Below are 14,079 nucleotides of genomic sequence, written 5' to 3'. Positions count from 1 at the left end.
TAATGGTGGTGCCACTGTCAGTGCCAAATTCTGGGTTGGCACCATCAACAATGGTGATATCAACATTGGCAGGCTTTTGTAGCCAATCACCATCGGTGTCTTGCACCTGGATCGGCACATCAATGGTAATTTTATCGTTAACACTATCAACCAAACCATCGACACCACTGTCGGTATGGTTTAACGGTTTGTCTTGAACAATCGTTACTGTGACGTCGATATCGTGACCGTTCGCCGCTTGGACTGCATCCAATGAGACTGTTACCACTTGCTCGCCGTCAGCGGTCACACCGACTAATTGTCCGGTGGTGCTGTCATAGCTAAAGCTGATCGCTTGATTATCACCCGTAGTTAACTCTGATGATAATTCATCAATTAATTTGGTTAATTGAGCTGAATCGATAACCACAGTCTCAGGATTGAGACGATCAGCGCCAGCCTCAATCACAATCGTGGTGTTGCCCGATACAGGGTAGCCTTGCTCTCCAGCCTGAGGGGTTAAATCACCTTCAGTAATGGTGATCTCACCGTGCTCATTACCGCCAGCATTCGCGCCATCAGTAATGGTGATCACTACCTGACCGTTAGCGGTATCGCCATCATTATCCGTTGCCGTCACACCAAGGTTAATGTTGGCAATGTCAGCATCGTTTTGATCAATGGGGCCTGTAATTTCAACCGTGTATGAGCCATCTTTCGCAATCGTTACGACCATCACTGGCTTATTATCGCTATCCACCACAGTTAATACGTTGCCATTAACTGCAAATGTGGTCGCGGCACCATTACTGGTTAGGTTGGCTAAATCCGGTTGTTCAGCGTTGAAATCAAGCTGATGGATCGCATCTGAGCCGACATCCAGCGGCACTTCGCCGCTAATAACTTGACCATTTTGAGTGGTTTCATTAATCGTGGTGCCACTGTCGGCACCAAACTCTGGATTGGCACCATCTTCAATAGTAATATCGACATTAATTGGTTTATCAAGTGGATTACCATTTGAATCAGCCCCTTGAATAGCAACATCAATCGTGATGCTATCACCGTTATGAGAGACTAAGCCGCTATTATTCCCTGCAACATGATCAATGGGCTGATTAATTGTAGTAGTAACATTTACAGTAACATCACGACCATTGGTTGACGATGCCTCAAGGGTTATAGACATTACTGTCTTATCATTTAGAGTACCTATAATTGTATTTGTCTGAGTATCGTAAACAAAGCTAACTGCTTCGCCTCCAGAAGATATGTCACTATTTAATTCAGACAGTAATGCATTAATTGAGAGAGGATCAAAAACAAAAGTGCTGCTTTCTAGAGACAACGTTGCTGCGTCAACAATAATTGATGCTGATGTTTCAACAGAGTAACCCTGTTCGCCATGTTGAGGTATTAGATCACCTTCAACAACAATCATTGAACCTGACTCGCCACCATCTGCCGCAATAATCACATTAGGATCAATTACTTGAGATGCTCGCTGAGGGTTATAAGCAGTATCAAAACCTGCTTCTGCTAACACGGCATCATTATCATAATTGATAGTGATAAAACTTGCCGTTGCAGAGGAGCCATTTAACCCCACATTACCAGCTGCAGTTGCATTACCAGCTGCAGGGGCTTCAAATAATGTTGTTGGGTCTTGTCCAGCTAAGATTGCATTTTGAAGTGATTCAATATCATCAGCAGAAAAAGATGTATCGGCTTTAGCATCGCCATTAAAAGAAAGACTGTTATCGAGTTCAATCGTTTCGATCCCTGCAGGGGTTAATATTGAACAACTAGGGCAAGGGAAATTAACCACTTGCTCTACGCCATCTTTTATAAAAATAAATTTAGCATCACGATTAGTAACGATAACTTCATTACTCTGTAAACTATGCGTATCTACTACAGGTATAGGCTTTTGATTTGGCTGAAGAATAAAACTTTCACCATCAACAAGCTTAAAATCTTCAACTTTCTTATTATCATTATTAACCATGAAATTGCCCAACCTTTAAATTCCTCGATAGCATAATAGCCAAACTGAATAAGTTAACACCGTCACAACTGTATAGATTTCAATCCATAAACTATCGCTAATTATTCAGATCACTCAATCAATCATAGACTTATTGTATACATAAAGATTAAAAACACCTTTACGTCAATACCTCAGGAGCTTATCATTAGTCTTAATTATAAACAAACAACAATGTAACATATAAGGTCGACTAATATGTTAGATTAGAATTATTTATCAAAGTCATAACTAAAAGGGAAAATAATATCCTTTATTGTCAATTGTATTGGCGGTAATAATATATTATACGGCAAGGAACCAAGCCAATTATTGCAACTAAAAACATTGCTTTTTTAACATTAATGCTAACATTTCTGTAGACCGTTATTTCTCGATACATAGGTTTTTATATGAGTAAAAATACCACCTCGATATCAACCGATGATCTCGATTTTATTGATGATAAATCAGCAGCATTACTGCTTAACACTCCCAAAAGTGCCAGAATCATTTTATGGGTAATGGTGCTATTTTTCTTTATCGCATTTATTTGGGCTTATTTTGCAAAACTCGATAAAGTCACTACTGGTTCAGGAAAAGTGATTCCATCATCTCAGTTACAAGTCGTACAAAACCTTGAAGGCGGAATTGTAAAGCAGGTTTTAGTGAAAGAAGGTCAGCAAGTAAAAAAGGGGCAGACACTGTTGCTTATTGATGACACTCAATTTAAATCTGACTTTAAAGAGAAAAACCAAAGTCTGGCATCAACCCAAGCAGATTCATTGCGTCTTAATGCATTACTTACTAGCGTGACTGTAAATAGAACCCCAAACAATAAAGAATGGCGTAAAAGTGTTAATGTCAAAAGCCTACCACCGACATTTACGGCTGAGTTTCAAAAACAACATCCACAGTTAGTCCATCGTCAACTAAACCAATTTACGGGTAAATTGAACAATTTAGAAAATCAACTTTCTGTTGCCTCACAACAAGCATCACAAAAAGAAAGAGAGCTAACAGAAACTCAATCACGAGTAAAAAATATTCGTAGCAGTTATAACATCGCATTAAAAGAATACAATATAACCAAGCCGTTAGCAGAAGAAGGTGTCGTACCTCGAATTGAGTTACTGAAGTTACAACGTGCACTTAATGACACTAAACGGGATTTAAACTCAGCTAAACTTCAAATTCCAGTGACTCAAGCAGCAATTCAAGAAGCAGGGTTTAAATATATTGATATTGCTTTGCAATTCCGTTCAGAAATTCAAGCTAAACTGAATGAGACCAGCGATAAATTATCCAGTATGACAGAAACGCAAGTAGGCTTAAAAGATCGAGTGAAACGTACGACGGTAGTATCTCCGGTTAATGGCACAGTCCAAACTATTTATGTTAATACCGTAGGCGGTGTTATACAGCCAGGTATGCCATTAGTTGAAATTGTCCCTACAGAAGACACGCTATTGATTGAGGCTAAAATTGCCCCTCAAGATATCGGTTTTTTGCGGCCTGGATTACCAACAATTATAAAATTTAGCGCCTATGATTTTACTAATTATGGGGGACTAAAAGGCACATTAGAAACAATCAGTGCTGATACGATCCAAGATAAAGAAGGCAATAGTTTCTATCAAGTAAAGATTCGTACCGATGCAAGTAGTCTTAAAGGTCCTAATGGCGAAGCATTACCTATCATTCCTGGAATGACAGCATCAGCAGATATTATTACAGGCAAACGTTCTGTATTGGATTATCTATTGAAACCTGTCCTCAGAGCGCGTCAAACGGCGTTAAGAGAATAAAATAATGACCAAAAAACATGTTTTAAAAAAAATCACGTTATTGATTGGCCTTCAATGTTTGGCTACACCTGTAATAGCGCAATCTCTAGAGCAAGCTATTGCCGAAACATTATCAACCAATCCAGATATCAAAAGTGCTTATAATGAGTTTCAAAGTAAGCATCAGTTGATTAATGCCGCTCAAGGTGACTATTTACCTTCAGTCGATCTAGAAGCAGGCATCGGACATGATGACTATAAAGCTAAAAGTCCTTCAGGTCAGTATCGTCCTCAAACTGCAAAAATTAATATTCGACAGTTGATTTGGGATGGGTCTATTACCTATAACGATATTCAACGTAATAAGTCAGAAACAGAAGCGCAACGCTATCAGCTATTATCTGATGCACAAGATAAAGCATTAAAAGCTACCGAAGCCTACCTTGATGTGCTTCACGCGCAGGATGTACTAACCCTGTCTCAATCTAACCTTAAAGTACATCAAAAAATGTACGTTGACATTAAAAAACGTGCTGATGCTGGGATTGGCTCTACAGCGGATTTAGCACAAGTTGATGGCCGTTTAGCCAGTTCTAATACCAATTTATTAGCTGCAGAAAGCAATCTTCAAGATAAGATCACCGCATTTGTACGTATTGTTGGTGCTTACCCAACCGATCTTGTAAAACCAGAAGTAGACACTAATTATCTTGCAACTTCGCTAGATGATGCACTTGCTAAAGCTGAAAAAAATAACCCCGTAGTTTATATCGCATCCAATGATATACATGCTGCCGAATATCAATACAAGCAAGCCAAAGGTACCTTCTACCCTTCTTTTAGTATTGAAGCCTCACAAGAATGGGGAGAAGATCTCAATGGCTCAGCGGGTAATACTGATGAGCTTAAAGCAATGCTAAAAATGCGCTATAACCTGTTTAACGGTGGTAGTGATGTTGCAAAATCACGTCGAGCGGCTTACCAAATTAATAAATCTAAAGATATTCGTGATCGCGCTCATCGCATGCTAGAAGAAGGAACTCGCCTTTCTTGGAGTGCATTAACGTTATCGAAAAAGCAAAAATTATTCTTACAAGAACATGTTGATGCTTCAGCGCGTACTGTTATTGCGTATGAGAAACAATTCAAAATTGGTCAACGCTCTTTATTAGATGTGTTAAACACTGAAAATGAATTATTTGAAGCACGTAAAGCTTATTTAACCGCTGAATATGATGGCATTTTAGCTAAATATCGTGTGCTAAATGCCACAGGACTTATCCTCAGTGAAATGCGGGTTGAAATACCTCAATCTTGGGCACAGTCGGTTAAATAAAGGAACATAATATGAAATATATCATTACAGGTTTACTCGCTCTAACACTCTTTGGTTGCTCTCTTTCAGTGCCTCAACCACCTGTAGCCAAACAAACTAAAAATCTGTTTGATAACGACAGTGATGGCGTTATTAACCAACGAGATCGTTGCCCTAAAACACCGATTGATGCCGTTGTTGATAATGATGGTTGCCCTACTTATGTTGATAGCTCTGAAGAAAATAAGATTCATGTCCTATTTGCTAATGACTCTTCAGTAGTAACAAAAAGTTACATGCAAAATATTAAACAAATGAGTGTATTCTTAACAAAATACCCTAAAACACACATTGAACTTAAAGGCTATGCAAGTCCGGTTGGTAATGCTAATTATAATGTTGCCTTATCACAACGCCGCGCAATCGCCATTCGTCAGGCATTAATCAATGATGGTGTTGCAGCCTCTAGAATAAAAACCGTAGGCTTTGGCGATAGCGATCCTGTTAAAGCAAATGATATCGAACAAACAAATACACTAAGCCGTCGAGTTATTGCACAAGTTATTGGTTATCAAGGTAATGTTGTGAAAGAATGGACCGTATATACCGTCCGTAAAAACTAAACAGATAATTATCCGTTGAAGAAAATAATTTTTTGGCTACTGTGTTGTTTAATTACACTAAATGCATATGCTGCGAGTAAGCAGAATATCGATAAAATCACGCAATTTTATGGTGAGCGCGCAGGTGCACGAGCAATCGCATGGCGCGCACTCATCAAAAATTCACAACACCTGACGACTCAACAAAAACTCAATGCTGTTAATGATTTTTTTAACCAGTTCGTTTTTATTAGCGATAAAAAGCTATGGGGACAAGAGGATTATTGGGCAACACCTTACGAATTTGTTGGTGTTGGTGCTGGGGATTGTGAGGATTTTAGTATAGCTAAATATCAAGCTCTACTTGAACTTGGCATTGATGATAATAAGCTCAGGTTAGTATACGTAAAAGCCCTTGAGCTTAATCAATTCCACATGGTCGTCGCCTATTATCCAACGCCGTCAGCCGTTCCTGTAATTTTAGATAATCTTAAAGGGACTATTTCACCAGCAACTGAACGTAACGATTTATTACCAATCTACAGCTTCAATGGTAGTAAATTATGGCTTGCAAAGCAGAAAGGTCAAGGCCAAGTAGCAGGTAATGCTTCTCGCCTAAGCCTGTGGAATGATCTACGTCATCGTTCGCAATATATAAAACTCAACCAACCACGAAACATTTTTTAATGAGTAAATTACAATGACTCTTTACCGACAACTGCTACTGTGGATGCTAGTGGTATTATTTTTACTAACTAGTACTGTATTTGCGATTCAATTTAATACCACTAAAAACTATTTAATTGAACAACAATCAACAGAGCTCAATAATGTTGTCAGCTCAGTTGGGTTTGCATTATCTCCGTATCTAAAAACCAACGATTTTATTGCTACCGAATCGGTCATTAATGCGACTTTTGATTCGGGTTATTACAGTAAAGTGAAATTGACCTTATTAGATTCAAACAAAGAAATCATTCGTCAATATCCACAAATAATAAAAAATGTACCTAATTGGTTTAAATCCGTTGTTCATATTGATGCTATTACTCAAACTAGAACATTAACTAATGGCTGGCTACAACTTGCGGAGCTTACAGTAATAAGTAGCCCTGCATCTGCATATATTCAATTATGGCAAGCGACGGTTCAGCTTATTCTTGGTTTTATTGCTTGCCTATTATTAGGTGCAATTGTGTTATCACTTGTACTCAATAAAGTGCTAAAGCCTTTAAAACAAATTCAAAAAAGTGCTAAAGAAATGGCTAGTAACCACTTTACAGCACCGTTACCAACACCACATACTCGCGAGTTAGTTGATGTAGTTACTGCTTTTAACTCTATGAATATTCAATTACAGCAGCACTTTGAACAACAGGCTCAAGAAGCAGATACATTACGAGTTCGTGCTTATCAAGATCCTGTATCAGGGTTAGCTAACCGTAGTTATTTAATGACTAAACTAAACTCATGGTTAACCAATAAACCTACGGGTGGCATCATTCTATTGAAGTCTGATGCGATTGAAGATAGTTACCAACAAGCAGGTTATGAATTAGGTGATCCTTTAGTGTTAAAATTGGCAGAACGCTTAAAAGAACTTTCTGCTGATGACATTACTATCGCACGTTTAAACCAATCTGAATTTATGCTTATTGCACCAAATGTCTCTGAAGAAGATCTTACTGATACAGCCCGTGTCATGCTATCTATGACATCAGAATTAAATCTTGATCCACTCGGTATTGCTCCCCTACAAGCTGCAGCTGGCATTGTTATGTGTTCAGAAACATTAACAATAACAGCACTACTTGCACATGCTGACAATGCCTTAAATAAAGCGCGCCAACAAATAAAAGAACCATTGGCTTTATTAGAAGTCAGTGCCAATAAAACAATACCCGCGATAGGTAAACAACAATGGAATGCATTAGTCGATGAAGCAATTGCGAATAATTTAATTCATTTCACTTTTCAAAAAGCCATTGATGCTAACAATGCAATTATTCATAAAGAAATGTTTGCATACATTAAAAAAGGCCAACAAAAATTTAATGCCGGTCAATTTTTATCTGCTTTAGAAAAACTCAATGATGGCGCCAAATTTGATCGCTATATTATTGATACTATTTTTAATAAGTTCACAAAACAAACCAAATCGGTTCCTGTAGCAATAAATATTACTCAAAGTAGTATTAATGATACGGGCTTTATCCGTTGGCTGAACAATAAACTGCAATCATGCCCACAAATGAAACAACATGTTTTATTTGAATTGCCAGAAATTTGTTTTATTAAAAATATCGATAACACCCGTTTATTGTGCGAAATCATACGTCAAAATGGATTTCAATTTGGTATCGATAATTATGGTCATAATTTCAGTTCAACTGGGTATCTCAATCAATTACGGCCTCACTATGTGAAGCTTGATTTTGCTTACACCTCACAATTAGATGATCAAGTCAAAATGGATGTTTTAGAATCAATAACGCGCAGTGCTAATAATCTTGCTGTAATGACGATTGCATCTCGCGTAGAAACTGTTGAACAAAAACAAAAACTAACGTTATTAAAAGTTCAAGGTTTCCAAGGTTATGTTACTGAAGAGTTAGTTAATGGAGAAATGAAATGAAAGATCCATTACTACAATCATTAACTTATATTAGTCGCTTTTACGGTCAAGCAAATTCACCCGATGCATTGATTGCCGATCTGCCACTTACAGATGGATTACTGACACCTTATTTATTGCCTCGAGCAGCAGAAAAAGCGGGTCTTCAAGCCAAACAAACACAGTTAGCATTAACGAAATTATCGCCGTTATTATTTCCTGTGATTGCGATTCTAAAAGGTGGTGATGCCTGCGTAGTACTCAGTCTTGATAAAGAAAAAGGTCAAGCAGAAGTTGTACTGCCGCAAACTGATAGCTCTGAACAATGGATCAATATTGATGAATTAAATGCACAATATACGGGTCATTTATTCCTAATCAAAAAACGTTTTCGTTATGATGAACGTTCTCCTGAAATATTAAAAAACCGCGATGGTCATTGGTTCTGGAGCACGTTATGGGAATCGCGCAGTATTTACCGTGATGTCTTTATTGCTTCAATTTTAATTAACATGTTTGCGATTGCTGCGCCATTATTTACCCGTTTAGTCTACGATAAGATTGTTCCTAATCTTGCATTTGATTCACTATGGGTATTGGCTATCGGCATTACTATTATTTTTATTTTTGATTTTGTTTTAAAAATATTACGTAGTTATTTTATTGATTTAGCCGGTAAAAAATCAGACCTTCTTATTTCAGCAAAGATATACAGCAAAGTAATGGGGATTCGAATGGAAGCTAAGCCCGCTTCTGTTGGTGCCTTTGCTCGCCATTTACAAGAGTTTGAATCTATTCGTGAATTTTTCACATCAGCCACGGTTTCATCATTAATTGATTTACCATTTGCATTACTTTTCCTATTTATTATCTATGTAATGGCTGGTCCTTTAGCTTTAGTACCACTAATTGCAGTATTAATTTTAGTAATTTATAGCTACCTTATTCAACGGCCACTACGCCGCACCATTGAAGAAGGCTCTCGTTTAGCATCTCAAAAACATGCCAACTTAATTGAAAGTTTATCTGGGTTAGAAACTATCAAAATGTTTGGTGCTCAAAGTCAGTTCCAATATCGTTGGGAAGAAGCTGTTACCCATATTTCAAATTGGGGACTAAAATCGCGTCGTTTAACAGATTCAGTTCAAAACACTGCCGGATTTTTACAGCAATTTGTCTCAGTTGCGATGATCGTTGTTGGAGTCTATTTAATTGCGAATGGTGATTTAACCATGGGGGGATTAATAGCCTCAACGATGTTAAGTGGTCGTGCCGTTGGACCAATGGTGCAACTTGCTTTGCTATCAACACGTTACAACCAAGCTAAATCAGCAATGACCATTATTGAACAATTAATGGCAATGCCTCTCGAGCAAGAAGACGCCAAACGTTATATTCATCGTCCGATTATTCGTGGCAAAATAGAGTTTGATAATGTTACCTTTTCTTACCCCAATGCAACACAAGCTGCATTAAAGAATGTTAGCTTTACCATTAATCCTGGTGAAAAAGTGGCTATTATTGGTCGTATTGGTTCCGGTAAGACCAGTGTTGAACGCATTTTAATGGGTCTATATCAGCCACAACAAGGCTCAGTTCGTATTGATGATACAGATATCAATCAACTGCACCATATCGATATTCGTCGTAATATCGGCTGTGTACCGCAAGATATCACTCTCTTTTTTGGCTCTATTAGAGATAATATTATACTTGGTCGTCCCTTAGCGACTGATAAAGAAATTTTACAAGCGGCTGAACGTGCAGGTGTGACTGCATTTACTCAACATGATGCGGCTGGTTTAGAAAAACAAATCGGAGAAGGTGGACATGCACTCTCTGGCGGTCAACGCCAAGCAATCGCTATTGCACGCGCCTTTCTCACTCAGCCACCGGTTGTAATTATGGATGAGCCAACCAGTAGCATGGATAACCGCTCAGAAATGTATATAAAGCAGCAACTCCATAAAATGACCAACGAAGAAACACTAATTTTAATCACCCATAAAACTGGAATGCTTGATGTGGTTGATCGATTGATTGTTATGGAACATGGTCATATTGTTGCTGATGGACCTAAAGATCAGGTATTACAAACATTACGAAACGGTAATATTAATCAACCATCAACAAATAAATAATGGTTGTGATAGCAGTCATTATTATTTAACTAATAATAGTTGTAATACATCGCCAGTTTGTCCACCATAACAAACTGGCAAGTTAATTATTTAGGATTCTCGTGGAAAAAGTTGCTATTTTTGTCGATGTCCAAAACATCTATTATACCGTCAAAGAAAAGTACCACTGTAATTTTGATTACAATGCTTTTTGGGCAGAAGTATCGCAAGGACGTAAAATTATTGCGGCTTATGCCTATGCTATTCATAAAGGCGATGAAAAACAGCGACAATTTCAAAATATCCTACGCGGGATTGGCTTTGAGGTTAAATTAAAACCTTTTATTCAACGTAGTGATGGCTCTGCAAAGGGTGACTGGGATGTCGGTATTACGATTGATGTATTAGAGCATGCGGCAGATGTTGATCGGATTATTTTATTATCTGGCGACGGTGATTTTGATTTATTAGTTGATAAAGTACAAACCAAATATAATACCGTTGTTGAAGTCTATGGCGTTCCGGGATTAACCGCGACCTCATTAATGAATACTGCAAAATATTATCGTGAGATTGAAAATACTTTACTGCTTGGACGTTAGTTTCTTGAGCAGTGGTATTACTAAAAAGGCCAACAATATATTGTTGGCCTTCTCATATAACTTGATGTTTATTTTATATTCTGAGCGTGAACAAGACCGCCATGACTATAAATATCCATCAGTTCACCTGCTGCTTGGCGTACCATTTTTACAGGAACAATAATGAAATAAATAGACGCTAGAATCACCATTGTAGGATCTGCATAAACAGCCAAATGTGCATATTGGGTCATCATCAAAATTTTTGCAACAACAAAGCCCATTAATACAGAGGCACTGATAACAGTATCCATTACCCACTGCTTAGCTTCGGCGTCAGCTAATGCTGATGAGATATTTTTACTTTTGGCTTTGATATAACGATAAGTACCATAACAACCAACAACACTAATCATACCAAAGGCTAAAGCAACACCTGCATTAATATCACGCCCACCCGCTAAAATGGCTTCAACAGCGGAATAAAATGACCAAATACACATTAAAGCAATCACTGAGCCTTTAATCGCAATAACAGCTGGTGCTATCATTGCTACTTGCGAACTATCTTTATTTATTTCAGGTTTATGAAGATAATGCGCGGCACCTAGAGATAACATCGTTAATGCCAAACTCACTAAAGAATATGCACCATCAAAAATAATCACTAAAGAACCCACTAGTGATCCAAGTACAATCCCCAAAATAGCAAAAGTAAACGATGACACGGTAGACAACAGGAGTAAACCGCGCTCTTGTTGCATTGAACTAGACATATAGGCCTCAATCGACAAATTTTTCGTCGTTTTTTTGTTTAATTATGAATCTAATGAGATGATACAACCTCTTCTATTAATACTATAATCACTGAGCGTCGATTTTATCGTCGCTTAAAAGTATTATTACGCTTTTTTTTTATTCTCATATTTAATCTATTGGTCTCATCAATGAAAATAGCTCAAATTGAAATGTTTCTATCGACTATAAAAACAGGCTCAATTGCTGAAGCTGCCCGTCGTCATGGAAAAAGTCGTACTACAGTCAGTGCATCATTAAGTGCATTAGAAGATCATTTAGGCGTTGAGCTTTTAAACCGCAGTGGTAACCGTATTACCCCTACCGTTATAGGCGAAGCAACAGTTAATGATTTCGAGCGTATCATTTTAATTGCGAGAGATATTGATACTCGCTGTGAACAATATAATGTAGGCGTTGAGGCCAGTATTCGTATCGCACGTGATGATTCATTACCAGAATCACTATGGCGTCAATTATTACGTCAAATTCGAATCCAGTTCCCTCAAACAAGTGTTTCTATTTATAGCGCTCCAACCCAAGAGCTAGAAGAAATGGTAGCGCAAAATCTAGTAGATGTAGCTTATGGTCTATTACCTGATACTTATCATTTTTCTCGATTACAACAGACAGATTTAGGACAGATACGTATGATGTCTGTTGCCCATAAAGATCACCCTCTAAGTCAACTACGAAAAGTTAATGATGCTGATCTCGAGCGCTACACTGAGATTGCGGTGGCTTATTTTGATGAGGAGAGCTTACGTATTGTGACCCCAAAAGCGGGGAAATATATCGCGTTATCTTTTTATGAACACTTGCGAGACGCAGTACTCGATCAAACTGGTTGGTCATCACTACCCGCAATTTTAATTAAACAACATTTACGAGAAGGCACGCTTAAAGTCATTAAATATAATCGAGCAATGAATTGGCAATCGTATGGTGAAGTTGTTGAAAATGAAGCGCGCCGTGGCACTGTTGTAAAATGGCTTTCTGAACAATTAGAAACTTATTTACTTGATGAAAGTGATTAATATCAATGAGATAGACAATGTAATTGGCGCGTTAAATCTTGCATAAATTTAACACTAATGTGAATTTATAAAGTAATCACTTTTTAATAATAAAACATAAATTAATCGTAAATAGATCTGACAAACGGACATTTATTGCTAAACTTATTCTCATCTATAAGTAAACATTCAGATAATGCTTACAATCTATGATAATAAATTATTCTTTATAATTATAATTTATGGTTAAAGTTTTACCTAGAGGCTAGCTTGCACAGCGTTTTTAATTCAGTATGTGCGCCATAAATCAGGGGTGCTTACCATTAATTCTATTGATGATATTTGTAATAATAACATATTCATCAAAATAATAATCTATTCAGAGCTAAATTTGCTCTAAGTATTTAACCTTATATAAAGGGAAATCAGAAAGTTCTATTAATTCGTTATTAAAACTTTTCGCGCAACCTGAATCGCAATTTAAAAGGAAATAATCTTTATGATGAGAAAATTAGTTGCTGAGTTTATCGGTACCGGTTGGTTAGTTTTAGGTGGCTGTGGTAGTGCTGTATTAGCAGCAGCATACCCAAATTTGGGTATTGGCTTTTTAGGTGTTGCACTAGCATTTGGTTTAACCGTCGTTACAATGGCATATGCTATTGGCCATATCTCAGGTTGTCATTTAAACCCAGCAGTTACTGTTGGTTTATGGGCAGGTGGTCGTTTCCCTACTGGAGATGTTATTCCTTACATTGCATCACAAGTACTTGGCGGTATTGCAGGTGCAGGTGTACTTTATATTATCGCAAGTGGCCATGCTGGCTTTGATTTAGCGAATGGCTTTGCGTCTAATGGTTACGGTGCTCACTCTCCAGGTCATTACTCACTACTGTCTTCATTTGTTACTGAAGTTGTAATGACATTCATGTTCTTATTCGTAATTCTAGGTGCGACACATAAGCTTTCTTCACCACAAATGGCGGGTCTTGCAATTGGTCTGGCGTTAACGCTAATTCACTTAATCAGTATTCCAGTAACCAATACATCAGTTAACCCTGCACGTAGTACAGGTCCTGCATTATTTGTTGGCGATTGGGCTACATCACAATTGTGGATGTTCTGGGTAGCACCGCTTATTGGCGCAGTGCTTGCGGGTGTTGTTTACCGTTGGTTATGTCCAGATAATGAATATCGTTCAGTAAGCTAATAACGATTATCAATGCTACAAATAAAAAAGCGAGCTT

11 protein-coding genes are annotated in these 14,079 nt (G+C 37.7%); 9 read left to right on the top strand and 2 right to left on the bottom strand.

The window, feature by feature from the left end; genetic code table 11:
* Positions 1 to 1,987 (bottom strand): retention module-containing protein (locus PAND9192_RS20705; protein WP_159458243.1); only part of this gene is annotated, 1,987 nt, incomplete at its 3' end.
* 431 nt (positions 1,988 to 2,418) lie between these two features.
* Between PAND9192_RS20705 and PAND9192_RS12750 the strand changes: the two genes are divergently transcribed.
* The 7 genes from PAND9192_RS12750 to PAND9192_RS12720 all read left to right on the top strand — a co-directional run bounded on the left by PAND9192_RS12750 (position 2,419) and on the right by PAND9192_RS12720 (position 11,045).
* On the top strand, positions 2,419 to 3,813 hold the full coding sequence (locus tag PAND9192_RS12750) for an HlyD family type I secretion periplasmic adaptor subunit (protein WP_087854118.1): 1,395 nt from the start codon (positions 2,419 to 2,421) through the stop codon (positions 3,811 to 3,813).
* Between the two features lie 4 nt (positions 3,814 to 3,817).
* Positions 3,818 to 5,128, top strand: a complete 1,311-nt coding sequence (locus PAND9192_RS12745) for a TolC family outer membrane protein (RefSeq protein WP_087854117.1) — start codon at positions 3,818 to 3,820, stop codon at positions 5,126 to 5,128.
* An 11-nt stretch (positions 5,129 to 5,139) separates the two neighbouring features.
* Complete coding sequence (locus tag PAND9192_RS12740) at positions 5,140 to 5,730, top strand: OmpA family protein (RefSeq protein ID WP_087854116.1); 591 nt, start codon at positions 5,140 to 5,142, stop codon at positions 5,728 to 5,730.
* A 15-nt stretch (positions 5,731 to 5,745) separates the two neighbouring features.
* Complete coding sequence (locus PAND9192_RS12735; protein WP_370738391.1) at positions 5,746 to 6,396, top strand: transglutaminase-like cysteine peptidase; 651 nt, start codon at positions 5,746 to 5,748, stop codon at positions 6,394 to 6,396.
* 13 nt (positions 6,397 to 6,409) lie between these two features.
* Complete coding sequence (locus tag PAND9192_RS12730) at positions 6,410 to 8,344, top strand: bifunctional diguanylate cyclase/phosphodiesterase (RefSeq protein WP_087854115.1); 1,935 nt, start codon at positions 6,410 to 6,412, stop codon at positions 8,342 to 8,344.
* Positions 8,341 to 10,464 carry a type I secretion system permease/ATPase gene (locus tag PAND9192_RS12725; RefSeq protein WP_087854114.1) on the top strand — a complete coding sequence of 708 codons (2,124 nt, stop codon included), beginning with the start codon at positions 8,341 to 8,343 and terminating at the stop codon, positions 10,462 to 10,464. Before PAND9192_RS12730 ends, PAND9192_RS12725 begins: the two co-directional genes overlap by 4 nt.
* A 101-nt stretch (positions 10,465 to 10,565) precedes the next feature.
* A complete protein-coding gene (locus tag PAND9192_RS12720) occupies positions 10,566 to 11,045 on the top strand; it encodes a LabA-like NYN domain-containing protein (RefSeq protein WP_061000512.1) in 480 nt (159 codons plus the stop codon).
* A gap of 68 nt (positions 11,046 to 11,113) precedes the next feature.
* Here PAND9192_RS12720 and PAND9192_RS12715 read toward each other — a convergent pair whose 3' ends face one another.
* The gene (locus PAND9192_RS12715) at positions 11,114 to 11,800 is read right to left on the bottom strand and encodes a cation efflux transmembrane domain-containing protein (RefSeq protein WP_061000514.1); all 687 of its coding nucleotides are present in this window, start codon (positions 11,798 to 11,800) and stop codon (positions 11,114 to 11,116) included.
* A gap of 171 nt (positions 11,801 to 11,971) precedes the next feature.
* On the opposite strand from PAND9192_RS12715, the gene PAND9192_RS12710 reads away from it, so the two are divergent.
* Both PAND9192_RS12710 and aqpZ read left to right on the top strand, forming a co-directional pair.
* Positions 11,972 to 12,856 carry a LysR family transcriptional regulator gene (locus PAND9192_RS12710; RefSeq protein WP_087854113.1) on the top strand — a complete coding sequence of 295 codons (885 nt, stop codon included), beginning with the start codon at positions 11,972 to 11,974 and terminating at the stop codon, positions 12,854 to 12,856.
* A 481-nt stretch (positions 12,857 to 13,337) separates the two neighbouring features.
* Complete coding sequence (aqpZ, locus tag PAND9192_RS12705; RefSeq protein WP_200817823.1) at positions 13,338 to 14,042, top strand: aquaporin Z; 705 nt, start codon at positions 13,338 to 13,340, stop codon at positions 14,040 to 14,042.
* The last annotated feature ends 37 nt before the right edge of the window (positions 14,043 to 14,079 follow it).

Origin of the sequence: Photobacterium andalusiense, assembly GCF_900185625.1 — a bacterium.
Classification (GTDB): Bacteria; Pseudomonadota; Gammaproteobacteria; order Enterobacterales; family Vibrionaceae; genus Photobacterium; species Photobacterium aquimaris.
The sequence above is the reverse complement of the archived record's forward strand: the minus strand, read 5'-3'. Positions and strand labels throughout refer to the sequence as shown.